The sequence below is a fragment of the Hymenobacter gummosus genome (assembly GCF_003970915.1).
Taxonomy (GTDB): domain Bacteria; phylum Bacteroidota; class Bacteroidia; order Cytophagales; family Hymenobacteraceae; genus Solirubrum; species Solirubrum gummosum.
Genome location: NZ_RXOF01000007.1, coordinates 122,600 through 147,937, shown reverse-complemented (window position 1 = coordinate 147,937; position 25,338 = coordinate 122,600). Strand labels below are relative to the sequence as shown.

31 protein-coding genes are annotated in these 25,338 nt (G+C 64.2%); 16 read left to right on the top strand and 15 right to left on the bottom strand.

Annotated features, from left to right (window positions below; translation table 11 throughout):
- Positions 1-114: 114 nt before the first annotated feature.
- Positions 115-858 carry a DUF2490 domain-containing protein gene (locus EJV47_RS13910; RefSeq protein WP_126693766.1) on the top strand — a complete coding sequence of 248 codons (744 nt, stop codon included), beginning with the start codon at positions 115-117 and terminating at the stop codon, positions 856-858.
- 188 nt (positions 859-1,046) lie between these two features.
- On the opposite strand, the gene EJV47_RS13905 is transcribed toward EJV47_RS13910, so the two are convergent.
- On the bottom strand, positions 1,047-2,783 hold the full coding sequence (locus EJV47_RS13905) for an APC family permease (RefSeq protein WP_126693765.1): 1,737 nt from the start codon (positions 2,781-2,783) through the stop codon (positions 1,047-1,049).
- Between the two features lie 180 nt (positions 2,784-2,963).
- Between EJV47_RS13905 and EJV47_RS13900 the strand changes: the two genes are divergently transcribed.
- Positions 2,964-4,196: an acyl-CoA dehydrogenase family protein gene (locus EJV47_RS13900; RefSeq protein WP_243651154.1), complete on the top strand. Its 1,233-nt coding sequence runs from the start codon at positions 2,964-2,966 to the stop codon at positions 4,194-4,196.
- A 60-nt stretch (positions 4,197-4,256) separates the two neighbouring features.
- Here the strand turns inward: EJV47_RS13900 and EJV47_RS13895 are convergent, their stop codons facing one another.
- The gene (locus EJV47_RS13895) at positions 4,257-4,598 is read right to left on the bottom strand and encodes a hypothetical protein (RefSeq protein ID WP_126693764.1); all 342 of its coding nucleotides are present in this window, start codon (positions 4,596-4,598) and stop codon (positions 4,257-4,259) included.
- Positions 4,599-4,736: 138 nt separating this feature from the next.
- Between EJV47_RS13895 and EJV47_RS13890 the strand changes: the two genes are divergently transcribed.
- Both EJV47_RS13890 and EJV47_RS13885 read left to right on the top strand, forming a co-directional pair.
- Positions 4,737-4,979 (top strand): helix-turn-helix transcriptional regulator, encoded by a 243-nt coding sequence (locus EJV47_RS13890; RefSeq protein WP_126693763.1) that lies wholly within the window; start codon positions 4,737-4,739, stop codon positions 4,977-4,979.
- Positions 4,961-5,242 carry a hypothetical protein gene (locus EJV47_RS13885; RefSeq protein WP_126693762.1) on the top strand — a complete coding sequence of 94 codons (282 nt, stop codon included), beginning with the start codon at positions 4,961-4,963 and terminating at the stop codon, positions 5,240-5,242. Before EJV47_RS13890 ends, EJV47_RS13885 begins: the two co-directional genes overlap by 19 nt.
- A gap of 35 nt (positions 5,243-5,277) precedes the next feature.
- Here the strand turns inward: EJV47_RS13885 and EJV47_RS13880 are convergent, their stop codons facing one another.
- Positions 5,278-5,625 carry a hypothetical protein gene (locus tag EJV47_RS13880; protein ID WP_126693761.1) on the bottom strand — a complete coding sequence of 116 codons (348 nt, stop codon included), beginning with the start codon at positions 5,623-5,625 and terminating at the stop codon, positions 5,278-5,280.
- 68 nt (positions 5,626-5,693) lie between these two features.
- Here EJV47_RS13880 and EJV47_RS13875 point away from each other — a divergent pair, with 68 nt between their 5' ends.
- Positions 5,694-6,332, top strand: coding sequence for a hypothetical protein (locus EJV47_RS13875; protein ID WP_126693760.1), 639 nt, complete (start codon positions 5,694-5,696; stop codon positions 6,330-6,332).
- Positions 6,333-6,342: 10 nt separating this feature from the next.
- On the opposite strand, the gene EJV47_RS13870 is transcribed toward EJV47_RS13875, so the two are convergent.
- From EJV47_RS13870 to EJV47_RS13860, 3 genes are all read right to left on the bottom strand, one after another.
- Complete coding sequence (locus EJV47_RS13870) at positions 6,343-6,765, bottom strand: hypothetical protein (RefSeq protein ID WP_126693759.1); 423 nt, start codon at positions 6,763-6,765, stop codon at positions 6,343-6,345.
- A gap of 115 nt (positions 6,766-6,880) precedes the next feature.
- The gene (locus EJV47_RS13865; RefSeq protein ID WP_126693758.1) at positions 6,881-7,933 is read right to left on the bottom strand and encodes a hypothetical protein; all 1,053 of its coding nucleotides are present in this window, start codon (positions 7,931-7,933) and stop codon (positions 6,881-6,883) included.
- A gap of 102 nt (positions 7,934-8,035) precedes the next feature.
- A complete protein-coding gene (locus tag EJV47_RS13860; protein ID WP_126693757.1) occupies positions 8,036-8,497 on the bottom strand; it encodes a DUF4268 domain-containing protein in 462 nt (153 codons plus the stop codon).
- 93 nt (positions 8,498-8,590) lie between these two features.
- On the opposite strand from EJV47_RS13860, the gene EJV47_RS29045 reads away from it, so the two are divergent.
- Together EJV47_RS29045 and EJV47_RS13850 are read left to right on the top strand one after the other, a co-directional pair.
- On the top strand, positions 8,591-9,187 hold the full coding sequence (locus tag EJV47_RS29045) for an acyl carrier protein (protein ID WP_126693756.1): 597 nt from the start codon (positions 8,591-8,593) through the stop codon (positions 9,185-9,187).
- 45 nt (positions 9,188-9,232) lie between these two features.
- Positions 9,233-9,562 carry an HIRAN domain-containing protein gene (locus EJV47_RS13850; protein ID WP_126693755.1) on the top strand — a complete coding sequence of 110 codons (330 nt, stop codon included), beginning with the start codon at positions 9,233-9,235 and terminating at the stop codon, positions 9,560-9,562.
- Positions 9,563-9,622: 60 nt separating this feature from the next.
- On the opposite strand, the gene EJV47_RS13845 is transcribed toward EJV47_RS13850, so the two are convergent.
- Positions 9,623-10,711, bottom strand: coding sequence for a hypothetical protein (locus EJV47_RS13845; RefSeq protein ID WP_126693754.1), 1,089 nt, complete (start codon positions 10,709-10,711; stop codon positions 9,623-9,625).
- A gap of 218 nt (positions 10,712-10,929) precedes the next feature.
- Between EJV47_RS13845 and ruvB the strand changes: the two genes are divergently transcribed.
- The 4 genes from ruvB to queG all read left to right on the top strand — a co-directional run bounded on the left by ruvB (position 10,930) and on the right by queG (position 14,040).
- Positions 10,930-11,979, top strand: coding sequence for a Holliday junction branch migration DNA helicase RuvB (ruvB, locus tag EJV47_RS13840; RefSeq protein ID WP_126693753.1), 1,050 nt, complete (start codon positions 10,930-10,932; stop codon positions 11,977-11,979).
- A gap of 210 nt (positions 11,980-12,189) precedes the next feature.
- Positions 12,190-12,717, top strand: a complete 528-nt coding sequence (locus EJV47_RS13835; protein ID WP_126693752.1) for a DUF2975 domain-containing protein — start codon at positions 12,190-12,192, stop codon at positions 12,715-12,717.
- 3 nt (positions 12,718-12,720) lie between these two features.
- Entirely contained in the window at positions 12,721-12,921 is a 201-nt protein-coding gene (locus tag EJV47_RS13830; RefSeq protein ID WP_126693751.1) for a helix-turn-helix domain-containing protein, read from the top strand.
- 126 nt (positions 12,922-13,047) lie between these two features.
- Complete coding sequence (gene queG, locus EJV47_RS13825; RefSeq protein ID WP_126693750.1) at positions 13,048-14,040, top strand: tRNA epoxyqueuosine(34) reductase QueG; 993 nt, start codon at positions 13,048-13,050, stop codon at positions 14,038-14,040.
- A 9-nt stretch (positions 14,041-14,049) separates the two neighbouring features.
- Here queG and EJV47_RS13820 read toward each other — a convergent pair whose 3' ends face one another.
- The 5 genes from EJV47_RS13820 to EJV47_RS13800 all read right to left on the bottom strand — a co-directional run bounded on the left by EJV47_RS13820 (position 14,050) and on the right by EJV47_RS13800 (position 17,881).
- Entirely contained in the window at positions 14,050-14,244 is a 195-nt protein-coding gene (locus EJV47_RS13820; protein ID WP_126693749.1) for a hypothetical protein, read from the bottom strand.
- 220 nt (positions 14,245-14,464) lie between these two features.
- Positions 14,465-15,325 (bottom strand): ferritin-like domain-containing protein, encoded by an 861-nt coding sequence (locus tag EJV47_RS13815; RefSeq protein ID WP_165903759.1) that lies wholly within the window; start codon positions 15,323-15,325, stop codon positions 14,465-14,467.
- Between the two features lie 22 nt (positions 15,326-15,347).
- Positions 15,348-16,061: a ferritin-like domain-containing protein gene (locus EJV47_RS13810; RefSeq protein ID WP_126693747.1), complete on the bottom strand. Its 714-nt coding sequence runs from the start codon at positions 16,059-16,061 to the stop codon at positions 15,348-15,350.
- Between the two features lie 192 nt (positions 16,062-16,253).
- Positions 16,254-17,123: a ferritin-like domain-containing protein gene (locus EJV47_RS13805; RefSeq protein WP_126693746.1), complete on the bottom strand. Its 870-nt coding sequence runs from the start codon at positions 17,121-17,123 to the stop codon at positions 16,254-16,256.
- 32 nt (positions 17,124-17,155) lie between these two features.
- Positions 17,156-17,881, bottom strand: a complete 726-nt coding sequence (locus EJV47_RS13800) for a ferritin-like domain-containing protein (RefSeq protein WP_126693745.1) — start codon at positions 17,879-17,881, stop codon at positions 17,156-17,158.
- Positions 17,882-18,168: 287 nt separating this feature from the next.
- Between EJV47_RS13800 and EJV47_RS13795 the strand changes: the two genes are divergently transcribed.
- On the top strand, positions 18,169-19,698 hold the full coding sequence (locus tag EJV47_RS13795; RefSeq protein WP_207895889.1) for a BatD family protein: 1,530 nt from the start codon (positions 18,169-18,171) through the stop codon (positions 19,696-19,698).
- 81 nt (positions 19,699-19,779) lie between these two features.
- On the opposite strand, the gene EJV47_RS13790 is transcribed toward EJV47_RS13795, so the two are convergent.
- The 3 genes from EJV47_RS13790 to EJV47_RS13780 form a co-directional block, all read right to left on the bottom strand.
- Entirely contained in the window at positions 19,780-20,409 is a 630-nt protein-coding gene (locus EJV47_RS13790; protein ID WP_126693743.1) for a uridine kinase family protein, read from the bottom strand.
- Positions 20,410-20,518: 109 nt separating this feature from the next.
- The gene (gene rdgB, locus EJV47_RS13785; RefSeq protein ID WP_126693742.1) at positions 20,519-21,109 is read right to left on the bottom strand and encodes an RdgB/HAM1 family non-canonical purine NTP pyrophosphatase; all 591 of its coding nucleotides are present in this window, start codon (positions 21,107-21,109) and stop codon (positions 20,519-20,521) included.
- Positions 21,110-21,275: 166 nt separating this feature from the next.
- Complete coding sequence (locus tag EJV47_RS13780) at positions 21,276-21,701, bottom strand: hypothetical protein (protein WP_126693741.1); 426 nt, start codon at positions 21,699-21,701, stop codon at positions 21,276-21,278.
- 209 nt (positions 21,702-21,910) lie between these two features.
- Here EJV47_RS13780 and EJV47_RS13775 point away from each other — a divergent pair, with 209 nt between their 5' ends.
- From EJV47_RS13775 to EJV47_RS13760, 4 genes are all read left to right on the top strand, one after another.
- The gene (locus tag EJV47_RS13775; protein WP_126693740.1) at positions 21,911-22,159 is read left to right on the top strand and encodes a type B 50S ribosomal protein L31; all 249 of its coding nucleotides are present in this window, start codon (positions 21,911-21,913) and stop codon (positions 22,157-22,159) included.
- A gap of 221 nt (positions 22,160-22,380) precedes the next feature.
- The gene (locus EJV47_RS13770) at positions 22,381-23,622 is read left to right on the top strand and encodes a GlmU family protein (RefSeq protein ID WP_126693739.1); all 1,242 of its coding nucleotides are present in this window, start codon (positions 22,381-22,383) and stop codon (positions 23,620-23,622) included.
- A gap of 3 nt (positions 23,623-23,625) precedes the next feature.
- Positions 23,626-23,901, top strand: a complete 276-nt coding sequence (locus EJV47_RS13765) for a hypothetical protein (RefSeq protein ID WP_126693738.1) — start codon at positions 23,626-23,628, stop codon at positions 23,899-23,901.
- Between the two features lie 246 nt (positions 23,902-24,147).
- Complete coding sequence (locus tag EJV47_RS13760; protein WP_126693737.1) at positions 24,148-25,293, top strand: DNA polymerase III subunit; 1,146 nt, start codon at positions 24,148-24,150, stop codon at positions 25,291-25,293.
- The last annotated feature ends 45 nt before the right edge of the window (positions 25,294-25,338 follow it).

The window sequence follows — 25,338 nt, the reverse complement described above, 5'->3', positions numbered from 1 at the left end:
TTGCATCAGCAACGCTGCACGCAGGCTGAAAGCCTGCTTTATTTCCGGCACCGGTTACGCCGTCTTCGACGGCTAAACCGGCGCCAGCGCGCCGCGGGCCGTATAGCAGCCGCCATGCCCCGCACTCACCGCTCATTCCTGCTGACCGTCGGCCTGCTCGCCGCCACGCTCGGTGCCCACGCCCAGTCCACCCCGCCGCGGCGCTTCGACCGCGCCTTCCAGACCTGGTACAACTATACCGGCGACCATCAGCTCACCGACTTTTGGGGCCTGCACACCGAAGCCCAGCTGCGCCGCGCCGATTTGCTGCCCGAGCGGCAGCAGCTGCTGCTGCGCCTGGGGGTGAATCAGCACTGGTCCGACAAAGTGCAGACGGCGGCCGGCTACACCTTCCTGCGCACCTACCCCTACGGCGAGTTTCCGGAGGGCCACAGCCGGGAGCACCGCAGCTACCAGGAAGTGCAGCTGGCCGACACGCTGGGCCGCTTGGCGCTAGGGCACCGGTGGCGGCTGGAACAGCGCTGGGTGCGGGCCGAGGGCGAGGCGGGCCCCACGTTCAGCAACCGCGCCCGGTACCAGTTCAGCGTGCAGCTGCCCTTGCAGGGCCGCCGCGTGGAGGCGCGGGAGTGGTACCTGGCGGCCTACGACGAGCTGTTCGTGGGCTTCGGGCGCAACGTGGATCATCCGTTCAACCAAAACCGCCTCTACGCTGCCCTGGGCCGGCAGTTCACCAAAGCCGGCAGCGCCGAGCTGGGCTACATGTACCACGTAAAGGCCCACGACGACGGCCGCACCTTCGAGCTGAACCACACGCTGTACCTAGCCCTGACCTACGACCTGGATTTTCGGCGGAAGTAATTACCCGGGCCGTCATGTCGAGCGAAGCCGAGACATCTTGCGTGCTGACTCCTGCAAGTAATTATTTCGTTCAACGAATAAATTACTATCCAGCGAGATGTCTCAACTTCGCTCGACATGACGGGCAAGCGGGGCGCAGCAGAACGAATCCGTTTTATCCGGTCCATCATCCGTTCCCTCTGTGGTCCTCAGAGAATCAGGCGTACGCCGCCCAGCTCGGAAATCTGGTAGGGAAACTGGTCGCCGGGGGAGCCGATGAACATGAAGTTCTTCGGAATGCCCCATTCCCGCGACAACTCATCAATCAGCTCCGGGCCGAACTTGCCGCTGCGGGTCACGAATTCCACCTCGATCTGCTCGTAGGCGCGGTCGAGCACGCGCACGTCGTTCAGCAGCTCGGGCGCCACCTGTTCCCCCTCGCGCAGCAGCGTCACAATTTTCAGGCGGTTGGTGAATTCGTTTTCCACCACGTAGGCCATGACCTTGTTGAGGTTCGACACGTTGTCGCCCTTGGTGAAGAACACAAACTCCTGCTGGTTCAGCTCGCGCAACATGCGGCGCACCGTGAGCCGCCCGAAGCGCGACCAGCTGCCGTAGCGCTCCGACAGGCGCTGAATGCCGTGCAAGAGCAGCTTCAGGATGGCTACGCGCTCCAGCATCACCACCACCAGCAGCATGGTGGGCACGAAGTACTGCAGGAAGGTCACCAGGTGGTCGGGGTGCAGCTTGATGTTGCCGAACAAGCCCACCACCACGCCCAGCAGGGCCAGAAATACCGTCGGGATGGTGGCGTACACCGGGCGCGGCAGGCGGCGGCGCTTGCCCTTCAGCAGGAAGTTGCCGATGGCGAAGAAGGCCATAACCGACAGGAAGGATATGGTGTATACGCCCGCCAGCGGCCCCAGCTGCCCGCGCGTGATGAGCAGAATGCTGATGCACAGCGCGAAGAAACTCAGCAGGATGATGTGGTTGCTGCCGCGGCGGTTTTCCTTGAGGAAGCTCTGCGGCCAGATGCGGTCCAGGGCCATGCGCTTCATCAGCCCGCTCACGCCTACGAAGGACGTCAGCACGGCCCCGCTGAGCACGGCCACCGCGTCGATGGAAATGAGGGCGGCCAGCCAGCGGCCCGCCGCCACTTCGCCCAGGTGGGAGAGGAGCGTCTCGGTGTGCTGGCCCACCGTGACGAGCGGCAGCACGCCCACGGCCAGCAAAGCCAGCACCGGGTTGAAGAAGCTCACCACCACCCACATGTTGCGCAGCGTCTTCTGAAACACGCCCGGGGCCTGCTCCTCCACGAAGTTGGCCGAGCTTTCGAAGCCCGAAATGCCCAGCATGGCCGCGCTGAACCCGTAAAACAAAGCCGTGCCCAGGCCGCCCTTGAGCGGGGCCTGAAAGTTCAGCTCCAGCGTGCCGATGCCGTGCGTGGCGAGGTACCACGTGGCCGCGCCCACCAGCAGCAGCAGCGTGCCCAGATGCACCAGGAAAATAACCACCGCCACCTTCGCCGACTCCGACATGCCCAGCAAGGTCAGCACCAGGAACAGGCCAAGCAGCCCGATGGTGGCCGGCAGAATCGGCAGGCCCGCCCAGAGCGCGTGCAGGTAGTGCATGGCTTCGCTGGCCGAAATGACGGCCGTGGCCATATAGGACAGGATGGTGAGGGCCGCGGCCAGGGAGGCGTTGCTCTTGCTGGTGGTGTTCAGCAGCACGTTGTAGGCTCCGCCGTTGAGCGGCAGCGCGCCCACCACTTCGCCGTAAATCTTGCGGAACAAGAACAGCACCGCCGCCACCAGCAGCAGGGCCAGCCAGGCGTACTGGCCGGCGTAGGTAATGGCCAGGGCCGACACGTACAGGCAGGAGGAGGAAATGTCGTTGCCGCAGATGGCGGTGGCTTCCAGCTCGTTTAGCTTGGTATGCGTGCTCATAGGTGAAGGGGGCGGGAGGGCGGCGAAAGAACAGGCGGATAGCCTACGCGCCGCCGCGGTAAAAAGATGAAGATATTCCGCCAATAACCCCGCGGCCGGTCCCCGCCGCGGCCCCGAAGCGTCTGGCAAGCATCCCGAAACGCTTATCTTTGAGCTTCCCATCCCAACTCACTCCCACGCATGTCTTCCGAAACCGACGTCCTCTCGCCCAAGGCCCAGGTGCAGCGCAACAAAGGCTCCCTGAACGCCGCCGGCTTCACCGACTACTACGACATCGACGAGCTGCTCACCGAGGAGCACAAGCTCATCCGCCAGAGCATCCGCGACTTTGTCAAGAAGGAAATCAGCCCCAACATCGAGAAGTGGGCCCAGCAGGCGCACTTCCCCTCCGAAATCGTGCGCAAGTTCGGCGAGGTTGGCGCCTTCGGCCCCACCATCCCCACCGAGTACGGCGGCGGCGGGCTGGACTACATCAGCTACGGCCTGATCATGCAGGAAATTGAGCGCGGCGACTCCGGCATGCGCTCCACCGCCTCGGTGCAAGGCTCGCTGGTGATGTACCCCATCTACCAGTACGGCTCGGAGGAGCAGCGCCGGAAGTATCTGCCCAAGCTGGCCTCCGGCGAGTGGCTGGGATGCTTCGGCCTCACCGAGCCCGACCACGGCTCGAACCCCGGCGGCATGACCACCACCATCAAGGACATGGGCGACTATTACCTGCTCAACGGCGCCAAGCTGTGGATCAGCAATTCGCCCCAGAGCCAGGTGGCCGTGGTGTGGGCCAAGAACGACGAGGGTCGTATCCGCGGCGTTATCGTGGAGCAGGGCATGGAAGGCTTCACCGCCCCCGAAATCCACAACAAGTGGAGCCTGCGCGCCAGCATCACCGGCGAGCTGGTGTTCGACAACGTGAAGGTGCCTAAAGAGAACCTGCTGCCCAACGTGGAAGGCCTCAAAGGCCCGCTCGGCTGCCTCGACTCGGCCCGCTACGGCATTGCCTGGGGCGCCATCGGCGTGGCTATTGATTGCTACGAGTCGGCCCTGAAGTACTCCCTGGAGCGGGAGCAGTTCGGCAAGCCCATTGCCTCGTTCCAGCTGCAGCAGAAGAAGCTGGCCGAAATGATTACCGAAATTACCAAGGCCCAGCTGATGGTGTGGCGCCTCGGGATGCTCAAAAACGCCGGCAAAGCCACTTCGGCCCAGATTTCGATGGCCAAGCGCAACTCGGTGGAAATTGCTCTGCACATTGCCCGCGAAGCCCGCCAGATCCACGGCGGCATGGGCATCACCGGCGAGTACCCCATCATGCGCCACATGATGAACCTGGAGTCGGTCATCACCTACGAAGGCACCCACGACATCCATCTGCTCATCACCGGGGCGGATATTACCGGTATCCAGGCGTTCAAATAAGCTTTGGCCTGACTGTAACGCAAAACGGCCGCTCCATTTGGAGCGGCCGTTTTGTTGCCGTTACTTTTCCAGAATATAAATGGTTTCAGTGCCCGACTGCATGACTTGGGCCAGATGCCAGCCCGCTTGCCGGTATTCGTTCAGCTTTCGTAGCTCTGTGGTGCGCAGCATTTCCACGCTTGCTAGTGCCTTATCGGTAGTGCCTAGCTTAACAGGAATTTCCTGGTTTTGCACCGGCCCATCAGCCGGGTACACTGAGAGGAGAACTTTAAAGCTGAAGCCGTTTCCTATCAATTGGCTGCGAAGCATCATATAGCCCGCTGGCTCGGCCGTTTTCGGATAAAAGGCCCAGGAGCCGGCGGCCACCAGCAGCAGCGCCGCGAAGAGAATCAGCTTTTTCATGATCGAAAAGAAAATGTGGTCGGTAATATAGAAGCCCAGCTGATGAAGCTGCCGGGCCGCGCTTAACACAACCGCATTACCGTCGGCTGCGCCAGACCTGGCAGCAGCGGCCGGTGCCCCGTACCTGCCACTACCCACATGAACCGATTCGACCGCGTCACGGCCATCCTGATCCAGCTGCAAGCCAAGCGCAAAGTGAGCGGGGCGGCGCTGGCCGCGCAGTTTGAGGTGAGCGTGCGCACCATTTACCGCGACCTGCGCACCCTGGAAGAAGCCGGCGTGCCGCTGCTCGGGGAGCCGGGCATCGGCTACTCCCTGGCCGAGGGCTACCCGATACGGAGCGGCAGTTGCAGCAGCACCTCATGGCCACCGAAAAGCTAGCAGCGGTGGTCCGGCCCGAGTATGGGCAGCACTTGCAGCAGTGGATGGCGGAGCGGAACCTGTTGGTGCACGACGAAGCTCTGCTGGCCCGGCTGGCCAACGGCGCTGATGCCTTTTTCCTGGTCACCGCCTGGCGCATCTACCAGGAATACGGCGGCGACAAACTGCTCAACAACTGTCCGCGCTGCGGCCGGCTGGCCCGCACGCCCCGGGCCCGGCAGTGCCGCCACTGCGGCCACCGCTGGTACGAAGCCTCGGCCTAGAGTGTATGCCGCGTTTCGGCTTCGGACTCCGGATGCTACCGTTTTTCCAGCAGATACACGTCCTCGTAATACGTATCGGTGCCGGAGGCGAAGGTGCCGATGATGCGGTTTGGCGCCATTTGCACCACCTGCCAGCCTTGGCGGCGCAGCTCGTTTACCTTTACCAGCAGCAGGCCCCGCATCTGGGTGAGAGACTTCTGTCGGCCCAAATCCTGCGCCGTTACGGTGCCGTCCGGTGCCGTAACGACCAAGTCGCCGCGGCTGCTGCCGTTGATGTAGAGCGTCACGGTCATGTAGCCCGTTTCGTCGACGGGCTTGGGGTAGAAGGCCCAGCAGGCCAGAACCGTCAGCAGCAGCGCCGCGGCCAGTAATGCTTTGTTCATGGTAGTTAAGGATTAAGCTTATGCGTTTGAGATGCTTGTGCTGCGCCGTGGGGGTACTAACGCTGCTCTTGGGCCGGCCCGCTTTCGGCCAGACGGTGCCGGCAAGCCTGCGCTACGAGCTAACCGACGCGGTGCTGGCCCGCGTGCGCCCGATGGCCCTGCTGCCGCCCGCGCGCCCGGGGCCCGGCGGCCAGCTGGTGCAGCCGCCCGCCCAGCTGCTGCCCGTGCTGCTGCTCGACCGGCCTGATTCTGCCTGGGTGGCTTCCCAGCTGGGCCGGGTGCTCGATGCGTTGGCCAGCCCCGCTCCGGCCCAGCGGCGCAACCGGTTCACTCCCGCCGACCTGACGTACATGCGGCAGCAGCTGGCCCGGAGCGCCCGGCAGCGGCTGGCGCCGCACCGCTTGCGGCAGCCCGGCGTCGTGCTGGTGTCTGCCGATACGGTTACGGCCCTGTACCGCCGCGGGGGCGCCCGCAGGAGGCAGCAATACGGCGTCGAGCAGTACGACTACACCGTGGGCGACTCCCTGCAGCGGCGCTTTGGCAGCCTCCAGCTGTTCCAGATCAGCGGCCCGCTCTTCTCATCGGACCATCGACGCGCCGTGCTGACGGTGGCCGTCGACGACGGCTGGCAGACGTTCGTGTACCGTAAGATGGGAGCCACCTGGCGGGAAGACGAGGCGCTGGAGGCCGGCGTCAGCTGCCACTGAGCCGGCTGGGTTACTGCCGCGGCTGGGCATCTTGCCGGAACAGGTAGCGCACCACCAAGCCTTCCTGCAGGGTGTTGACCAGCTGCCAGCCCTGGGCGCCCAGCTCGTTGAGCTTGTTGGTTTCGGCCTGGTACACCAGGTTCTCGGCGTAGCGGCTGCGGCGCGTCACCCAGTTCGACGAATCAGCCAGGGCCCGCACAATGGACGCCCGCACGACTTGCTTCGGGGTCCGGTCCCGGTCGACCCAGAACTCCTCGGTTTTGATGCTGCCGTCGGGGCCGATAACCGTCAGGGACGAGCGGTAGGTGCCCCCCGACGGTGTGTACTGCGACTCGCGCACCAGCGTGAGGTAGCGGGTAGTGGCCGGGGCTTGTTGGGCCAGGACCGCGCCGCTGGTTAGCAGCAGGCCTAGCAGGCAGATAGCGTTGCGCATGGGTAGGAGAGGAATAAGGTGAAAACGACAAAGCCGGCTCTGAACTACCAGAGCCGGCTGCGCGGGGTGCATAAATCAAGCCACAGTGCGCCTAAAGGCCATTTTCTGACGAGCGCTACTGCGTGAGCAGGCGGCGGGTGAGCTGCAGGGCCGTGGGCAGGCGGTGGGCCAGGGCCAGCAGGCGCTGCGGCTGCCAGGGGTTGTGTGGCACGCCCAGGTAGCGGCCCAGGTAACGCCCGAATTCCGGCAGCGGCACCTGCCAGAAGCCGGAGTGGGGCTGCAGCACCTGCCGGCTCAGGGCGGCCAGCCCCTGCAGCTTCTCGCCGGGCATGTGCCAGATGGGCAGCTGCAAATCGGAAGGGCGCACGTCGGAGTAGCGGAAGGCCGTCCAGATACGGCGGATAAACGGGCTGGCGTCGGTCCAGCCGCCGGGCAAGCGGTTGTAGGCCAGCGTGGTCACGTACTCGTCGTTGTCGTACACGCTTTCCCCGTTGCAGAAGCGCGGCGGCTCGGTGGGGTATTGCGTCAGGATGCGCTGCCACACGGTTTCCAGCTCGCGCAGCAGTTCCGCCAGGCAGGCCCGGCTGCCGCCCACCAGCTCGCCGCCGAAGTGCAAGGGCGTTTCGGTAGGGTAGTCGGGGAAAATCTGGTGGTAAAGCCGGCCCATGTCGCGGCGGCTTAGGTCGATGATTTTCGTGTCGGGCTCCGAGCTGATGTCGAACAGCAGTAGCCGGCCGCGGCGCAGCGCCTGTTCCAGCTGCGGCTCGGCCCGGCTCCACACGCAGTCCGAGTCGAGCAGCAGGCTGTGGGCACCGGCCGCGGGCGCGGCCAGCTCGCGCAGCACCTCCAGCTTGTAGAAGCCGTTGCGAAACTTGCGCGAGGCCCCGGCCGGCGGCTGAAACTGCTCGAAGGGCAACTGGCGCACTTCCACGCCGATGTCGCGCAGCCGCTGCTGGTAATCCACGCCCTGCCAGCGCGTCGGGGCCTGGTCGTTGGTGTAGAGCAGGTGGCGCGCCTCGGGGTTGCAGCGCACGGAGGTGCCAAACAGCACCATCACGCACTGCCAATAGGTGCGGCGCCGGCCGTCGGCATTCACGTCCTGCAGCTGGTCGTAGTAAGAGGCAGGGTGGCGCGCGTCGTCAACGCAAAGGCTGGTTACGATGTCCATAGGGCCAGGTGAGCATAGGTGGCTGGTGGATAAATATAAATTATTATAATAAATATTATATATAAAGTTGAAATAATATAGCACTACCGGAGCGTGGCGGTGTCAGCGTAGCTCGTCGAAGGCGTATTGAGCGGTGCTCCAGAACTCATCCAGCGCCACGATGCGCGGCTTGAAAAAGGAAATCAGCCGGGGCCAGTCGTCGCGGTTGAACATATTCACCGGCACCAGCTCCTGGTAAATCCGGCTGATGGGCTTGCCGTACTCGTCGGTGGCCTCGGCCTCCCACATCCAGGCGTCGCCGCTGGTTTCCTCCAGCATCAGGCGCAACTCCTCGAACTGGGCGAAGAACAGTTCCCGCAGGCCCGCGTCGGGGTGGGTGATGTCGATGCTGACGGTGGCGCGGCGGTTGTCGGCGTGCAGGCGGAAGTACACGTGCTTGAGGCCGGTTTTGTAGTTGACCCAGTTGGTGGGCAAGCCCTCGGCGCCGGGCACGGGCTGCATGTATTGGCCAAAAGCGGTCCAGAAGGCCTGCCGCAGCTGGGCGGCTTCGGTTTTGCTGTACATCGGAGTAGGGGCGGGAAAAGCGGGCCGCGAAGGTACACTGCGCACTACGCACTAAGTTGGCCTCCCGATTCTGTCCTTACCCGCCCCGCGTCTATGAGCCTGGATACCGTCGAGCTGATTGCGGCCGTCGAAGACTTTTTCGCCTTCAAAATTCCCGATACGGAAGCCGAGCAGATGGGCACCGTGCAGCAGATTGCCGACGGCGTATGCCGCCTGCGCGGCGGCGGCGCCACCACGCCCTCGCGCATCCGACACGGCTGCCACGCCGCCATCCGGCGGGAGCTACAAGCCGCCCTGCGCCTGGCCCAGCGGCCCGATACCGCCGTGCCGCTGGCGCAGGTGTTGCCCGCCGCCGCGGCCCACTGGAATCCGGTGCTGGCGCAGCTGGCCGCGCGTACCGGCTGGCAGCTGCCCAGCTTCACCGACCCCCGGCCGCCTGCTACTTCCTGGCTGGGGCGGCTGTTTCGGGCGGAGCCCGGGCGGTGGCCCGACTGGCGCCTGGCTACGGTGGGCGACCTGGTCGACTGGACCGTGTCCTTGAACTACGCGCGCTTCTACCACGGCCCCGACGCCACGCTACCCTACGACGTGCTGCGCATCGTTGTCGGCATCGTGGCTGAGCGCGCCGGCGTTGCTGTTTGGGAAATCCGGCCCGAGGACAGCATCACCAACGACCTGGGCCTGGACTAAGAAGCCGGCTACATTGCTATTTTGCAGCCCGTAAGCCTCCGCCCCATGCCCCAAGCCGCCCCGCTCGTCATCCTCGAATGCCTCGTCGCCGGCACCTCGCACCGCGACAACCTGGCCCAGCACGAACCCCAGCTGCAGCTGAATCAGTCCCTGGAGCTGCGCCGCGAATCCGACAGCACCTTTGATGACTGGGCCGTGCAGGTGCACACCCTGCCCGAAGCCGGCGCCGTGTGGCTGGGCTACCTGCCCGAGGGCCGCAACGAAACCGTAGCCCGCCTGCTCGACGCGGGCAAGCGCATCACGGCCCGCCTCACCCACAAGTCGTGGGAAGACGACTGGCTTTACCTCAACATCGAGGTGCTGCTGCACGAGTAACACTGGCCCGCGCGGCATACGCAAGGCCGCCCGGGCCCCGCGCGAAGCGGCCCGGCTGGCTTAGAGCAAGTCGGCCAGCGCCGTCACCTCCTGCTGTAGCTCTTCCAGCCGCGGCTCCTCGGCAAAGTTCTCCTGAATGCACTTCACGAAGCCCGAAATCATCAAGCAGATGATTTCCTGACTGCGCGCCAGGTTTTCGGCCAGGTTCTCCGGTACTTCCAGGCCCTCGGCGCGGTTTTGCACGTACAGCTCCCAGTGCAGCGTGTCGAGCACGTTCGATACCAGGGCCATGGCCAGCACCTGGCTGCTTTGGTAGAGCACGGCCACGTTGTTCCACGACAGCTGGGTGGGCGTCTCCTCGCTGGCCACCTCCAGCAGGGCCAGGGTGGCGTCCAGCTTATCCGGCTCCTTGCTGGATAGGCGGCCCACCGCCTGCGCAAAAGGCAGCTCCGACAAGCTGGGCATTGTCCGCACCAGCATCACCGACACGTGCAGCATCTGCAGCTGAGCTTTGATGAACCCGACCTGAAAAATCGGCTCGTCGTCCTCGTCTTCGTAATCGTCTTCTTCGTCCTCCGACTCGTCTGCTTCCTCTTCGTCGTCCGCCGCAGCCGCTTCGTCGGGAGCCGGTGGCAGGTCCACCACCTGCAGGGTATCGGTGAGGCGGGCAAAGGCGCCTTCAATCTGCAGGCGCAGCAGGTGCAGCTCTTCCTGGGCGTCCTCGTTGTCTTGGGCGGCAAACTTGCCCACCAGCTCCATGAACGTCGTGCCGAAGGGCAGCAGGTGCTCCTGCAGCGCGGCGGTCTGCTCGGCGTCGAGCTGCATGTTCTGCTGCAGAAAGCGCAGCACCGGCGCGGCCAGCGGCCCTTCCAGCACCAGGCAGCCCACCAGCAGGTGCACGTAGAACAGCTCGGGCTCCTCCAGCAGCTGCCGGGCCAGTGTTTCGTTGCTGTTGATGGCCGTAATCATGCGCGAGCCGGCCAGGTCCAGGCCGGTCAGCTCGGTAATTTCCTGGGGCAGCGGGTCGTTGGGGCGGCTGAAAAACTGCAGGCAGCCCATGCCGCAGAAACTCAGGAACGGGCCGACTTTTTCGTAAAAACCCGGGGGCAGCACATCGGCCGCGGCAAAATCGTCGGGGAGTTCAGACATAAGCTTGGAAAACGATGAAAACACCAGCTGCAGATAAGGTAAGCAAGATTTTTCTGAATCAGAATCAGGCCCAAGAGAAGGCTGATTGCTAATTATTTTAGCCTATCGGCGAGATTGGGAAGATATTCTGGCTAAAAATATTGTGCAGGCGGGACGATTTGCCGGCCACTGGTGTTACTTTACCTACTGAAACCAACCGCTACACGTCTTACCCGGCCATGCGCGAATCGTATCTGACCGGTGGTGCCGACCACATGAGCGCCACCGACAAGGAAATAGACAAGGCCCTGCGCCCGTTGAGCTTTGCCGACTTCACCGGCCAGGCCAAGGTGGTCGACAACCTGCAGGTGTTCGTGGCCGCCGCCAAGCAGCGCGGCGACGCCCTCGACCACGTGCTGCTGCACGGCCCTCCCGGCCTGGGCAAAACCACCCTCTCCCACATCATTGCCAACGAGCTGGGCTCGGGCATCAAGATGACCTCTGGTCCGGTGCTCGACAAGCCCTCCGACCTGGCGGGCCTGCTCACCAACCTCGACCCGCACGATGTGCTCTTCATCGACGAGATTCACCGCCTGAACCCGGTGGTGGAGGAGTACCTGTACTCGGCCATGGAGGACTACCGCATCGACATCATGCTCGACTCGGGCCCCAATGCCCGCTCCGTGCAGATTTCCCTGTCGCCCTTCACCCTCATCGGGGCCACCACGCGCTCGGGCATGCTCACGGCGCCGCTACGGGCCCGCTTCGGCATCTCGGCCCGCCTGGAGTACTACGACGCCAAGCTGCTGACCGACATCGTGCAGCGCTCGGCCGAAATCCTGGGTACGCCCATTCACGAGGATGCCGCCTTTGAAATTGCCCGCCGCTCGCGCGGTACGCCCCGTATTGCCAACAACCTGCTGCGCCGCACCCGCGACTTTGCCCAGATCAAAGGCACCGGCACCATCACCCGCGACATTGCTCAGTTTGCCCTCAGCGCCCTTGATGTGGACTCGCAAGGCCTCGACGACATGGACAAGCGCATCCTGTCGACCATCATCGACAAGTTCAAGGGCGGGCCGGTCGGCATCACCACCATTGCCACCGCCTGCGGCGAGGAAGCCGAAACCATCGAGGAAGTGTACGAGCCCTTCCTGATTCAGGAGGGCTATATCAAGCGCACCTCGCGTGGCCGCGAAGCCACCGAGCAGGCCTACACGCACCTGGGCCGCCCGCTGCCCCAGCACCTGCGCGGCAACGTGGCCGGTGACCTGTTTACGCAGGGCTAGAGGGCTCCCAGCAGCCCGACAACCAGAAAGCGCCTCCGAACAGCTCGGAGGCGCTTTTTGGCTTTCAGGAGGACGCGCTGCCAGGGGTTGATAAAGTCTGTTTATCGAAAGGGGGAAATTATTTATTGTTTATCAATAAATATTTATTGATAATTGCGAAGGCAAAAGCGCCAAACCATTCACTCGTTTCACCTTTGTCAGCACCCAGCCATGAAACCACAGGCAACCTTCGTTCTAAACGCTCTGCATGTCATCTTCTGGATTGTGTTCATCGGGCTGTGCATCAAAGTCGGGGCGGTGCTGGTTTCGTTTTTTGTGAGTTTGTTCGTTAGCGCCGAGGCGGCTCACAATATGTACATGGGGCTGGATATGGCGGAGCTACAGCAGTTTAGCCAGCACCACTATGTCGCCGTGGTATCTTTTATGGTTTACTTTCTGGGGGTGCAGGCCTACCTGGCTTACCAAGTCATTCGTATCCTGCAGCGGCTCGACCTGGCGGCACCCTTCAGTGGGGAAATTGCCGCGTTGATAACGCGCATCAGCCGGGAGGTGCTGACGGCCGGGGTGGTAATGCTGGTAGCCGGCAGCCACGGCGAATGGCTGCTACACCGGGGCGTCGGCGGCGTACCGGTCTGGTCGGGCGGGGAGTTTCTGTTTCTGGCCGCTATTATCTTCCTCGTGGCGCAGATATACCAGCGTGGGGCCGACTTGCAGGCTGAAAACGACTTGACCGTCTAGCCCATGCCGATAGTTATAAATCTGGACGTGGTCATGGCGCAGCGGAAAATGTCCCTGAGCGAGCTGGCCGAAAAGGTGGATCTGACGCTGGCCAACCTTTCCATTCTGAAGACTGGCAAGGCCAAAGCCGTACGGTTCAGCACCCTGGAGGCCATCTGCAAGGCGCTGGACTGCCAGCCGGGCGACATTCTCGAATACCGCTGAGGAAACCTGGCCCCCCGCGTCGGCAGCCGGAACCGAGGCCGCCCGCACGGGCGTTAGAAGCCACTGCCGGCAATCGGCGGCGCGGCTCCGACGCCGCCCGCGCCGGATTCTTCCGACCTTTGCCCCATGCTAGCCTCCGACCTGACCCGCGCCGAGTGGACCGCCTTTATCAAGCGCCGGGCGGCGGAGCTGGGCTTTATGGCCTGCGGCATTTCCCGGGCGGAGTTTCTGGAGGAAGAGGCTCCGCGGCTGGAGCAGTGGCTGGCCAAGGGCATGCAGGGCCAGATGCGCTGGATGGAAAACCACTTCGATAAGCGCCTGGACCCGCGCCGCCTCGTCGACGGAGCCAAATCGGTGATTTCCTTGCTGCTGAACTATTACCCCGCGCCCGAGGACCAGCAGCCCGACGATACGCTCAAAGTCAGCAAGTACGCCTACGGCCGCGACTACCACCACGTCATCAAGGACAAGCTCAAGCACCTGATGTGGGACCTGCAGGCGCACATCGGCGAAGTGGGTGGCCGGGCCTTTGTCGATTCGGCGCCGGTGCTGGACAAGGCCTGGGCCAAAAAGAGCGGCCTGGGCTGGGTGGGTAAGAATTCCAACCTGATTACGCCCGGCGCCGGCTCGTTCTACTTCATTGCCGAGCTGATAGTAGACGTGGAGCTGAGCTGCGACGGGCCCATCCGCGACTACTGCGGCAGCTGCACCCGCTGCCTCGACGCCTGCCCCACCCAGGCCATTACGGAGCCCTACGTGGTGGATGGCAGCAAATGCATCAGCTACTTCACCATCGAGCTGAAAGACCAGCTGCCCGCCTCGGTGCAGGGTCAGTTCGGCAACTGGATTTTTGGCTGCGACATCTGCCAGGACGTATGCCCCTGGAACCGCTTTGCCAAGCCCACGCAGGAGGCGCAGTTTCAGGCGCACCCGGGCCTGAAGGATATGCGCGAGACGGACTGGGAGGAAATTACGCAGGAGGTGTTCCAGACGCTATTTCGGCACTCGGCCGTGAAGCGCACTGGCTACGCGGGGCTGCGCCGCAACATTGCCTTTGTGACGGGCCAGCCCCATACAACAGAAACGCCGGCCCAGGGGCCGGCGTCGGATACGGAATAGCAGGTAGCTCTACCCCAGGCTGACCTGGCGGAACACGCGGTTCAGCACGCGGCGGTAAAGCTTGGAAAACTGTGCGTAACACCAGGCCTTGAGTTGGCCGGCCTCGCCGGGCACCAGGGTGCGCAGGGCTTTGCGAAGCTCTTTCTCAAACAGCATTTTGTCGAAGCTGACTTTGAGCAGAATGGTTTTTACGTATTCCAGCATCGTCGTACCAGGGTGAAGTTTGGGAAGAAAAACTGCGTATGCTTGGGGGCGCGGCATCCCTATACGAGCAAAAACCAAAAAGGCTAACAAACATTCGTGGCTTTGCGTCGGTAAGGGGAAAGATACAACGGAACGGGGGTAAAATCCAAGGGGGGGCGACAAATAAAATCCCCGACTGCTATATAACAGCCGGGGATGCGAAAAGGGCCTTAAAACCGCGTTAAAACGCGAACAGGCCAATAAGCGCTGCCGCCGCGGCGGCCGTGAGGGGCTCATCGAAAGCCTCGGTAGCGGCGGCCAGCTTGTCGGCCTCGGTCAGGCCGATGGTGGCGGGCAGCAGCGAGGGCACGTTACGCTCAATCAGGGCGCCCACGCGCTGCTCCACCCGGTCTTCGCCGGCGTAAAAGCCCGCGGTGTTCGGGGGCAGGGGGCCGCCGTTGTCGGTGCCGCTGATCCAGTGCTTGACGGTGGCCCCGCGCTGGCGCCGCAGCTGGCGCAGGTGGGCGGCGTGGCGGCCTTCCACGGCAAACATGCGCACCACCATGTCCATCAAATCGTTGTTGCTGGCTACCAGGGCCACCTGACCGGTGTACACGCGCGTGCTCAGGTCTTCCAGCGCCTGAGCCACGGCCAGCATGGTGTCGGTGTTGGTGAGTACGTCGGGGAAGCGGGTGGCGCTGGCGCCGCCGCGGCTACCGGTGAAGTCGTAGCGGGGGCGGGTCTCCACGATGCCGCCCGAAGTGCGGATGTAGCTTTCGAGCAGGGCAATATGCTGGCGCTGCTGGGCGCGAATCAGCGTAAAGTCGGGCTGAATGGCGGCTGGTACCAGGCCGGTAGCCCCGAGCACCTGGCCGTAAAACTCATCCTGCAACCACTCCACGCGCAGGGCCAGCTGCAGGGCATCGAGCACGGTGCCGGTGCGCTGGGCCAGGGCGGGGGTGGCCGTGGCGGCCGTCAGCAGCACGGCCGGCAGCGCGGCGGCGGCAGTGCGGCCCAACTGCGCCATGGCGCCGCGGCGGGCGGTGGGCGCGGCAGAGGCGTCGGCCGCGCCCAGCTGCTCAAGGAAAGAAAGCAAACTCATAGGTAGACTAGGAAAGCGCTGCTTAGCTGGTGGGCAGGTTATCGGCCCGCAGCTTGATGGGGCTGTATTTGGCGGTGAATTCGGCCAGCACCTCAGTGGGCGTGAGCACGCGGTTGAGGCCGGCTTCGGTACCCGTCTGCGGAACCACATCGGCGCCGGCGAAGGAGCCGGCCTGGTTCAGGTCGCGGATGGCGGCGGCGTGGCGGGCTTCCACGGCCATTATCTTCAGCACCAGTTGCAGGTAGTTGGCGTCGGCCACCAGCTTGGCGGCGCCGGCCAGGGCCGCCACGCCCATATCCTCGATGGTCTGGGCCGCGCTGAGCACGCCCGCCCGGGTGGTGAGCGTAAACGAGTCGTACTTGAACTCGAGAGCCGGCAGGTTAACGTCGAGCGTCAGGCCATTGGCGGAAAATACCTGGTTGAGGGTTTCGCGGTGCGCCAGCTCGTGGCGGTACAAGTCGCGCAGCACGGCCAAATCGGTGGCGGTGAGGTCGGTGGGCGGCGCGGCCAGCACTTTATTGTAGAATTCGGCCGAAAACCGCTCCAGCAGGTAGAAGTACGACAGCACGCCCGGGTCGCCGGCGGCCAGGGCAATAAACGGGTCGGTGGTCGGCGCGGGGTTGTCGTCTTCGCAGGCGGCCAGCACCAGCAGCGAAGCCGTGGCTACGCCGGCGCTGGCCAGGAAGGAGCGGCGGTTAAGCGTCGACGGGGAAGAAGAGGAAGATGCCTCGGGCATACGAAGAAACAAAAAGCTTACGGGCAGGGAATTGCCGCGGGCCTGAACCGCAAAGGTACTCGCTCAGCACCAAATGCGCAGCCTCCGAAAGAGGAGCCGGCCGGTAGCGGATAGGTTGCACGACCGGGGCTATAACACAACGGCCAGCCCGCAGGTGCGGGCTGGCCGTGAATACTTGCGGGCGGGCAGCGCTTAGAAGGTAGCGGCCGAGCGGGCAATGGCAGTGACGGTGGTGTTGTCGAGCGGCTCGTCGAAGGCGGCGCTGACCTCATCGGCCGTGTAGGTGGTGCCCAGACCGGTGGTCAGCGTAACGCCGGCTTGCACCAGGTTGCCTTCGGCCGGGAAGTCCGCCGCCGGGTTGCCGGCGCCGTACACGGCCGCCGGAGCGCCGTTGGCGTCCGAGTTGATAATCCAGGGCATGATGGTGGTCTGGCCGCCGGCCGTAGCGCCACGTCGCATGTAGCGGATGTGGGCTGCGTGGCGGGCCTCCACCGAGTGAATTTGCAGGGCGACGGTCAGCAGGTTCACCGTATTGCCACCCACGGTCGGGTTCAGGGTGCGCGGAATCTTGGTGGCTTGGCCTTTGTAAGCCCGCACGCCGGTGTCCTCAAACGCCTGGGCGAAGGTGAGGAAAGAGGCGTAGGTGGCGAAGGCGGTGCCGAAGTTGAAGCCGTTGGCCGGCGCCGGGGCGGCGGCCGAGCCCAGGGCGGCAGTCAGCAGGTTTACGTGGGCCAGCTCGTGGGCGCGGATGGTTTCCACGGCCGTGCGGGCGGCACCGGTCAGGTTGGCCGACAGCGTGGCGGCCGACAGCGCCTGGTTGTAGAAGCTGTACTCCAGGCGCTCCAGCAGCAGGGCGTAGTTCAGCACGTCGTTGACGGTGCTGAGGTTGTTCTGGGCCACTACTTTGTTGAAGGCCGAGCCGATAGCCACCGGGGCGGCGGCCAGGGCCATTTTCTTGCCCAGGTCGCCCAGCAGGCTAAGGGCGCTGCGGCGGTGCGTCAGGCGGTCGGTGAATTCCGGGTCCACCTTTTCAATTTCGGAAATTATCTGAAACAGGTTCATAATACGGGTGCGGGTCTGGTTGAGAGAAAAGCTTACTTGCCAACGTTGTCGCCGTTGACGCGCTCGGTGATGAACGGCTGGGCGGCGCTGAGTACCTGGGCTACCGTCATGGCCTTGTCGAGGCCGTTGGCGTCCACCGTGGTGCTGTCGGCAAACGAGCCGTTACTGAGCAAGTCGCGGATGTAAGCGGCGTGGCGGGCTTCCACCGACACGATTTTACCGGCTATGGTCAGGTAAGTCGGGTTCTGAATCAGCTGACCAGCCCCGTTGTAGGCAGCTACGCCCAAATCCTCAAACGTCTTGGCCGTCTGCAGCACCGAGTCGCGGCTGGCGAAGTTGACGGTGCTGAAGTTGGGCGTCAACCCCCCGATAATCTGAGTGGGCGCGGCGGCCGTAATGGCGGCCTTGAAAAAGTCGCGGTGAATGGCCTCGTGCTTGGCAATGGCCGTGAGGGCGGCCCGCTCGTCGGCGCTGGTAAAGGCGGTGGCGAAGCTAGGGTTAGCAATTACCTGCGCGTAGAAAGCTGCTTCCAGCTGCTCGAGGGCGTAGGCGTAGTTCAGCACACCCACGTCGCCGGAGCCCAAGCTGACGGTCGTTGTGTTGTTGTTTTCATCGTCGTCGCAGCCGGCCAGGAAGAGGCCCGCGGCGGCGGCCGTCAGGCCGGTGTAGCGCAAAAACAGGCGGCGGTCAACGGGCTTCTGCAGCTGGCTGCCCAGGCCGGCCTCTGCGGGGGCAGGGGTTTGGTTGCGTGAGGTCATAGGGGTTATGAATGAATGGGGGTTGAACGAAACCTCAGGCACAAAGCGGTCCTGCGCAGTGCCGGATAGGGCTCTGCCGGGAAAACATTGAACCAGGGATGGGGGAGGAATTTGATGCACCTACGCGCCTAGCTCAGCCGTGGATTTTTTTCGCGAAAAGATTTGTTTATATGTTAGGTTTTTAATATTGAAGAAGAAATTCGCCAAACCCGCCTGGCAGTGCTGCCGAGCATGTTTTGCCCCCGGTTTTGCGTAGTTTTGAGGGTATGCCGTGGCGCTATTTTTTTTTGATTGGCCAGCTGTGCCTGCTCTTGAGCGGGGCCGCGCCCCGCGCCGGGCGGGCCCAGACACCCGCCGCGCCCCCGGCCGCCGCCGCGCCCGCCGGGCAGCAGGCCGATCTGGAGCTGGGCCGGAGCAGCTTCCCCATCAACGAGTACTTTACCATTGCCCTGCGCCTGCGCGGGGCGGCGCTGGATAAGTACTCGGCCTTTCCCGACATCGAAGGCTTCAAAAAAAGCGGTAAGACGTCGACCACGACTACCCGCACCGTGGCGGGCCGCAGCAGCGTGGAGCTGGTGCTGACGCAGCGCTACGCCGCCTTTGCCGAGGGCGAATTTGTGCTCAAGCCCTTCAGCCTGACGGTGAACGGGCAGGTGCTGCGCTCGGCCGGGGCTACCCTGCGCGTGCTGCCCCAGGCCGCGCCGGCCACGGCGGCCCAGCCCGGCACTGCCCCGCCGGCCAGCAAGCAGCCGCTGGGTATCGGCCTGCTCGACCAGCTGCTGGGCAAGCCCAAGCCCCAGGAGTTCGTGGAGCCCCGCGACAACGCCTTTCTGTCCTTGGAGCCCGATAAGGCCGTGGCCTGGGTGGGCGAGCCGGTGCACGTGGGCCTGTACTTCTACCTGGCCCCGTCCGACCAGGGGCTGCTCGATTTTTACCGCTTTGCCGAGCAGCTGCCGCCCTTGCTGCGGCAGCTGCGCCAGCCCTCGGCCTGGGAGGAAGCCTTCGACGAAACCGACATCCGGCCCGACTCGGTGCGTATCGGCGGCAAGCCGTATCTGCGCTACCAGCTCTACGAGGCGGTGTACTACCCGCTCAGCACCAAGCCGCTGACCTTCCCGGCGCTGGCCCTGCAGATGAAAAAGTACCGGGTGGCCAAGCGCCCCGAGCCCGGCCTCGACAACCGCCTGGAGGGCTACAAAACCTACCTCAGCCGGGCCCGCGCCGTGCAGGTGCGCCCGCTGCCGGCGCTGCCCGACTCGGTGAAAACCCTGCCCGCCGTGGGCCGCTACCGCCTGAGCGAAGGCGTGGGCAGCACGCAGTTTCGCACCGGGCACACCATCACCTACACGCTGGTGGTGGAGGGCGAAGGCAACCTGACGGCCCTGCCGCCGCCCGCTGTCCGCACCCCCGCCGGGCTGGAGGTGTACGGCCCCGAGGTGCGGCAGGAGCTGACCCGCGCCGACGGCCGCGTGAGTGGCCGCAAGGTGCTGCGCTACCGCCTGGTGCCGCGGCAGCCCGGGCCGCTGCGGCTGCGCGAGGTGCTGCAGGTGCCCGTGTTCAACCCCGACCTCGGCCGCTACGACACCCTGCGCCCCGAGCTGACGCTGGCCGTGACCGGCCCGGCCGTGACGCCCCCGCAGGAAGTCACGGCCTTCGTGCGCACCGACCCCTTTTACACCCAGCAGCTGGCCGCCGCCGACGACAAGCTGCTGGACATGGATGCCGCCCGCCAGACCCGGCGCTACGCCAACGGCGTGCTGGCCCTGCTGCTGACGCTGGCCGGCTTCGGCTGGTGGACGGCCCGGCGCCAGGGCTGAGCCCGCCGGAATCGGCCCAAAACCACTGCGGCCGCCCCGGAAGTCCGGAGCGGCCGCAGCGGTTTCGGTAGCAAGGCCCGCTTAGCTTTTCGGCTGACCGATGCGGCTTTGCAGGTAGGCAATGAGCACTTCCAGGCCCTTGTCGAAGTGGCGGTTGTTGGGAATGATGATGTCCGCGTCGTGCTTGAAGGGCTTGATGTACTTCTCGTAAGTCGGCGCCACGTGGTGGGTGTAGCGGTAAAGCACGTCCTCCAGGTCGTAGCCCCGCTCGTCCCGGTCGCGCACGATGCGGCGCAGCACTTTCACGTGCTCCCGCGCGTCGATGTACACCTTCAAATCGAGCAGCTTGGCCACTTCCTCGAAGTAGAACACGAAGATGCCTTCGACCACCACGATGGGCGCGGGGCGGAACACCAGCTCCTTAACCGGGGCGTTGGGGTTGTTGAAGGTGTACTCCGGGCGGCGCACCTCGAGGCCCTGGCTGATGCGCAGCACGTCGGCGGCGTAGGCGGCCGAGTCGATGCTGCCGGGCAAATCGAAGTTGGTGACGCCCTGCGAGTCCACCTGCTGCACCTCGCGGGGGTGGTAGTAGTTGTCCTGCGAAATCAGGCAGATATCCTGCTCCGGGAAGGCCGACAGAAGCCGGCGCAGAAAGGTCGTTTTGCCGGAGGCGCTGCCGCCGGTGATACCAACGATGAAAGGCTGTTGCATGAATGCTGACTGCGGCCCGACCAGCAGGGCCAACCTTGCAAAAGTAAGGGTTTCGGCTAGTACGGCCTCACTCACCGCGCAGGAAAGCGGCTGGGTGGGCGCAGCGGGGCTACTCCACCGAGTACCGCTCGCGCAGAAACGTGGCCAGCTGGGCCACGGCGCGGGCCCGGTGGCTGAGCGCGTTTTTCTCGCTCAGCGGCATTTCGGCGAAGGTTTTGCCCAGGGTTTCGGGCTCAAACACCGGGTCGTAGCCGAAGCCGCCGGTGCCGCGGGGCTCGGTGGTGATGTGGCCCTGCACCTCGCCCGAAAACGTCCACTGGTCGGCTGCGCCCGACACCAGGGCAATGACGGTGCGGAAGCGGGCGGCGCGGTCTTCCTTGCCAGCCAGCTCCTGCAGCAGCTTCTGCACGTTGTCGGCCGAGAGGCGCTGGGGGCCGGCGTAGCGGGCCGAGTACACGCCCGGCGCCCCGTTGAGGGCCGTGACTTCCAGGCCGGTATCGTCGGCGAAGCAGGACACGCCGTAGTTGTCCCACACGTAGCGCGCCTTCTGCAGGGCGTTGCCTTCCAGCGTGTCCTGGGTTTCGGGCAACTCCTCCTGGCAGCCGATGTCGGCCAAGCTCAGCAGCTCGACGTGGGGCGGGAGCAGGGGCCGGATTTCGTCCAGCTTATGGGCATTGTTGGAGGCAAAGCAGAGGCGCATTGGCGGGAATGGTTAAATGGTTGGGGAGCTAAATGGCTGGTCGTTCTACGGGGCCTGAGCCGAGCGGAACGGGCACAAAAAAACCGGAATCATTCCGGTTCAGTAGCCAGATGGGAGTAAGCCGGGCTCAACCATCAGCCATTTAACAATTTAGCCATCCGGCCATCTATCGGAACATCGATTTGATACTGCCCCAGGAGCGCTGGACGGCGCTGGGCGTCTGGCTGAGCACGGTGGTATAGCTCATGTCGCCGCCGGTGGACTTGACGATGAGCCGGTACACGTAGGGGCCGGTGTTGGTGGCGGAGGTGCCGTTCGTGCCGTTGGTGCCGCGGTACAGGTTGGCGTCGAGGTACTGGTAGCGGCGCTGCCCGCTGGGCGCCACGGTGCTGACGCGGCTAAAGCTGGCGTCGGTGGCGCTTTTGCGGTACAGCTCGAAGCCCGTCAGCCCGCTTTCGTTCAGCACTTCCCACTCTACGCGCACCGAGGAGCCTTCCAGCGTGGACTGGAACACCGTGAGCGTGACGGCCCAGGCGGCCGTAGCGGCCAGCAAGAGCATGAGAATGAGCGGTAAGATAAACCGACGAGACATACGGCGGCAAGAGGGGGAACGGGCGGGGGAAACGGTCGGGGTGGGCCAGACCGGGACCAAAAATAACTTTTTCAGTCAATTTCGGAAGGTAAAGTTTCTATTAAGCCGGAAAAAATCCGGCGGGCTTTTCTTTTTAGCCTCAAGGCCTTACCTTTGCTGCCCCTTCCGCAAAATCGGCGGGGCCTACCAGGACTTCACGCATCAGCGCCATGAAAAAGGACATCCACCCCGAGTACCGCGAAGTAGTGTTCCAGGACACCACCAGCGACTTCAAATTCATCACCCGCTCGACCATGACGTCGAACGAGACCATCACGATGGAGGACGGCAAAACCTACCCCGTCATCAAGGTGGAAGTTAGCAGCCAGTCGCACCCCTTCTACACGGGTAAGAACGTGCTGCTCGACACCGCCGGCCGCGTGGAGAAGTTCATGAACCGCTACAAGAAGAACAAGTAATTGGCAGTGCCAAGCGCCTAGTTGTTGGTGCTTGGTATGTTCAACGACTGCAACACTCCCGCTGGCCCCGAGTCAGCGGGAGTTTTTGTTTAGGGCCGGGGTTTCATGCTGCGCGGCAGACCCCGACCTTTGCCCCCGTATTCCGGTTGAGCATCAGCCGAGCGTGTTGTGCCGGGAGGCGTCGGCCCCTAAGCACGAATTCCTAAGCACCAAGCACTACCATGACCATCCTGCTCTTCGACGACCCCGCCATCCGGCCCAACCTGCTCCCGTTCACCTTCACCCGGCCCGTGGCGGCGCTGCGCTGCGGCATCCTCACGCTGGCCGAAAAGTGGCAGCACCGGCTCGGGCAAGACGTACATTACCTGACGGAACCCTACCTACAGGCCAAATTCCCGGCGGCCCCGGCCGAAGGCCCCGCGCTGGTTATCAACGGGGCCGTGTGCGCCGACGATTTGCTGGCCCGGCAGGTGCAGGCCCTGCAGCCCGGCGAGGCCCTGTTCGACGGAGAGCTGCTGGTGGCCGCCTACCTGGCCGACGCCGGCAAAGTGGCCGAGCTGATTCAGGACGGCTTCGCGGCCACCCGGCAGGTGGCCGAGCCGGTGACGGTTATCAGCCAGCCCTGGCACCTGTTCTTGCGCAACGGCACCGAAATCCGCCGCGACTTCGCCCTGCTGACCCAGGGTCGCCAGTCGCAGCCGGTGAACGATGCGCACACCATCGTGTACGCGCCGGAAAACATCTTTATCGAGGAGGGCGTGAAGATTCGGGCGGCTATTCTCAACGCCGAGGACGGGCCGATTTACCTCGGCAAAAACGCCCAGGTGCACGAAGGCGCCATCATCAAGGGGCCGCTGGCGCTCTGCGAAGGCTCGCACATCAACGCCGGCGCCAAAATGCGCGGCGACAACACCGTGGGCCCGCACTGCAAGGTGGGCGGCGAAGTGGGCAACTCCATCCTGCTGGGCTACTCCAACAAGGGCCACGACGGCTACCTGGGCAACTCGGTTATCGGCGAATGGTGCAACCTCGGGGCCGACACCAACACCTCGAACCTGAAGAACAACTACGCCCCGGTGAAAATCTGGAGCCACGCCGCGGGCCGCTTCGTGAATACCGGGCAGCAGTTCTGCGGGCTGATGATGGGCGACCATAGCAAGTGCGGCATCAACACCATGTTCAACACCGGCACGGTGGTGGGCGTGGCGGCCAACGTGTTCGGGGCCGGCTTCCCGCGCAATTTCATTCCCTCGTTCAGCTGGGGCGGGGCCGCCGGCTTCGAGACGTTCCGCCTGGGCAAGGTGGCCGAGGTGAATGAGCGCGTCATGGCCCGCCGGGGGCTGCCCTACGACGAGGTGGAACGCGGCATCATGGAGAAGGTGTTTGAGCTGACCACCAAGGACCGGGTGTGGGAGCGGACCAGCCCGGGCAGCGCCGACACCAATACCACCATTGAGCTGTAAGCCGTGAAGCCAACCGACGAGCCGACCTCCGGCCTGCAGGGCCTGGACTTTGCCGTGGCCATCTTCGCCACCATGTTCCTGGCCACCGGCGCGGTAATGGACGCGCTGCGCTCCGTGGTGCTGGGCGCCGCCTCCCTGGCGACGACGGGCCTGGGGCTGTGGCTGCTGCTGCGCTGGCTGAAGTCGGGCCGGCCGCAGGCGGTGCGTTTCGCGGGCGCAGTGCTCATCGTGGCCCTGACGCTGGGCGTGCGGCTGCTGCTGGGCAAGGTGCTGCTGTAGCGGCTGGCGCGAAGCTGGGCTTCGCGTTTCGGTGCTGAGGCTGTTCCGGCTGGCGCCGGTTTAGCTGGCGGAGCCAGCGTGACCGGTGCCCGCTATCAAGCAGGCTTTCAGCCTGCGTCCGGCGCCCGGGCGGCTTGGTCCGGCCCGCGGCCACCACGTTCGACGCAGGTTGGAAACCTGCTTTATTTTGGGCACCGGTTATGTCGCTGCGCGACTAAACCGGCGCCAGCTCTTAACATTCATCCGATGCGTTTCGCCGACATTCCGGGACTTCAGGAGGTAAAGCAGGTGCTGCGGCAGGCGGTGCGGCGGCAGCATGTGGCGCACGCGCAGCTGTTTCGCGGGGCCGAGGGCTCGGGGGCGCTGGCCTTGGCCCTGGCCTACGCAGCTTACCTGAACTGCGAAAACCGCCAGCCCGAGGATTCCTGCGGGGAGTGCCCGAACTGCCGCAAAATCGACCGGCTGGTGCACCCCGACCTAAACTTCATCCTGCCCGTGACAACCACCAAGGCCGTCAGCAAGGACGCGCTCAGCCACAAGTTCGTGGGGGAGTGGCGCACGTTTGTGCTGGCCGATGGGGGCCTGTACCAGGGGCTAAATGACTGGATGCAGCACATCGGGGCCGACAACAAGCAGGGCAGCATCTCGAAGGACGAGGCGGTGCAGCTGCTCAAGCTGGTGTCGTTGAAGGCGTTTGAGGCGCCGTTTAAGGTGGTGGTTATCTGGCTGCCCGAGCTGATGCACCCGGCCGCCGCCAACGCCGTGCTCAAGCTGCTGGAAGAGCCGCCGCCCGCCACGGTATTCCTGCTCGTCAGCCAGCAGCCCGACAAGCTGCTGCCCACCATCGTGAGCCGGGTGCAGGTGGTGCCAGTGCCGCGCTTCCGCGAGCCGGACCTCACCCAGTACCTCGTGGACCACTACCAGGTGCCCGAGGCCAAGGCCCGGCAGCTGGCGCTGGTAAGCGAAGGCAACCTCGGCGCCGCCCTGGCCGCCCGCGACGCGCCCGACAACGACTATTTCACCTTCTTCCGGGAGTGGATGCAGGCCTGCTTCCGCGTCAGCCAAGGCAAGCTCGACGACATGGTAACCCAGGCCGACAAGTTTCAGAAGCTGGGCCGCGAAAACCAGAAGGAGCTGCTGCAGTATGCCCTGGGCCTGGTGCGCAAGGTGCTGCTGTTCGGCCTCGACGCGCAGCTGGTGCCCCACCTGCCGGCTTCGGAGCAGACGTTTATCAGCAAGTTCAGCCCCTTCGTGCACCGCTACAACGCCGAAGGTCTGGCCCAGGTGCTCAACGAGGCCCACTTCCACGTTGAACGCAATGCTCACCCGCGCATCACCTTCGTCGACACTTCCCTGCAGGTGGCCGAGCTGCTGCGCGTAGCGGTGAATTAGTGAGTCAGCGACTTAGTGATTTAGTGAATCATCGTTCGATTGTTC

Coding starts and splice junctions, on each gene's coding strand:
- EJV47_RS13910 (WP_126693766.1), top strand. CDS start 115: ATGCCCCGCACTCACCGCTCATTCCTGCTGACCGTCGGCCTGCTCGCC.
- EJV47_RS13905 (WP_126693765.1), bottom strand. CDS start 2,783: ATGAGCACGCATACCAAGCTAAACGAGCTGGAAGCCACCGCCATCTGC.
- EJV47_RS13900 (WP_243651154.1), top strand. CDS start 2,964: ATGTCTTCCGAAACCGACGTCCTCTCGCCCAAGGCCCAGGTGCAGCGC.
- EJV47_RS13895 (WP_126693764.1), bottom strand. CDS start 4,598: ATGAAAAAGCTGATTCTCTTCGCGGCGCTGCTGCTGGTGGCCGCCGGC.
- EJV47_RS13890 (WP_126693763.1), top strand. CDS start 4,737: ATGAACCGATTCGACCGCGTCACGGCCATCCTGATCCAGCTGCAAGCC.
- EJV47_RS13885 (WP_126693762.1), top strand. CDS start 4,961: ATGGCCACCGAAAAGCTAGCAGCGGTGGTCCGGCCCGAGTATGGGCAG.
- EJV47_RS13880 (WP_126693761.1), bottom strand. CDS start 5,625: ATGAACAAAGCATTACTGGCCGCGGCGCTGCTGCTGACGGTTCTGGCC.
- EJV47_RS13870 (WP_126693759.1), bottom strand. CDS start 6,765: ATGCGCAACGCTATCTGCCTGCTAGGCCTGCTGCTAACCAGCGGCGCG.
- EJV47_RS13865 (WP_126693758.1), bottom strand. CDS start 7,933: ATGGACATCGTAACCAGCCTTTGCGTTGACGACGCGCGCCACCCTGCC.
- EJV47_RS13860 (WP_126693757.1), bottom strand. CDS start 8,497: ATGTACAGCAAAACCGAAGCCGCCCAGCTGCGGCAGGCCTTCTGGACC.
- EJV47_RS29045 (WP_126693756.1), top strand. CDS start 8,591: ATGAGCCTGGATACCGTCGAGCTGATTGCGGCCGTCGAAGACTTTTTC.
- EJV47_RS13850 (WP_126693755.1), top strand. CDS start 9,233: ATGCCCCAAGCCGCCCCGCTCGTCATCCTCGAATGCCTCGTCGCCGGC.
- EJV47_RS13845 (WP_126693754.1), bottom strand. CDS start 10,711: ATGTCTGAACTCCCCGACGATTTTGCCGCGGCCGATGTGCTGCCCCCG.
- ruvB (WP_126693753.1), top strand. CDS start 10,930: ATGCGCGAATCGTATCTGACCGGTGGTGCCGACCACATGAGCGCCACC.
- EJV47_RS13835 (WP_126693752.1), top strand. CDS start 12,190: ATGAAACCACAGGCAACCTTCGTTCTAAACGCTCTGCATGTCATCTTC.
- EJV47_RS13830 (WP_126693751.1), top strand. CDS start 12,721: ATGCCGATAGTTATAAATCTGGACGTGGTCATGGCGCAGCGGAAAATG.
- queG (WP_126693750.1), top strand. CDS start 13,048: ATGCTAGCCTCCGACCTGACCCGCGCCGAGTGGACCGCCTTTATCAAG.
- EJV47_RS13820 (WP_126693749.1), bottom strand. CDS start 14,244: ATGCTGGAATACGTAAAAACCATTCTGCTCAAAGTCAGCTTCGACAAA.
- EJV47_RS13815 (WP_165903759.1), bottom strand. CDS start 15,325: ATGAGTTTGCTTTCTTTCCTTGAGCAGCTGGGCGCGGCCGACGCCTCT.
- EJV47_RS13810 (WP_126693747.1), bottom strand. CDS start 16,061: ATGCCCGAGGCATCTTCCTCTTCTTCCCCGTCGACGCTTAACCGCCGC.
- EJV47_RS13805 (WP_126693746.1), bottom strand. CDS start 17,123: ATGAACCTGTTTCAGATAATTTCCGAAATTGAAAAGGTGGACCCGGAA.
- EJV47_RS13800 (WP_126693745.1), bottom strand. CDS start 17,881: ATGACCTCACGCAACCAAACCCCTGCCCCCGCAGAGGCCGGCCTGGGC.
- EJV47_RS13790 (WP_126693743.1), bottom strand. CDS start 20,409: ATGCAACAGCCTTTCATCGTTGGTATCACCGGCGGCAGCGCCTCCGGC.
- rdgB (WP_126693742.1), bottom strand. CDS start 21,109: ATGCGCCTCTGCTTTGCCTCCAACAATGCCCATAAGCTGGACGAAATC.
- EJV47_RS13780 (WP_126693741.1), bottom strand. CDS start 21,701: ATGTCTCGTCGGTTTATCTTACCGCTCATTCTCATGCTCTTGCTGGCC.
- EJV47_RS13775 (WP_126693740.1), top strand. CDS start 21,911: ATGAAAAAGGACATCCACCCCGAGTACCGCGAAGTAGTGTTCCAGGAC.
- EJV47_RS13770 (WP_126693739.1), top strand. CDS start 22,381: ATGACCATCCTGCTCTTCGACGACCCCGCCATCCGGCCCAACCTGCTC.
- EJV47_RS13760 (WP_126693737.1), top strand. CDS start 24,148: ATGCGTTTCGCCGACATTCCGGGACTTCAGGAGGTAAAGCAGGTGCTG.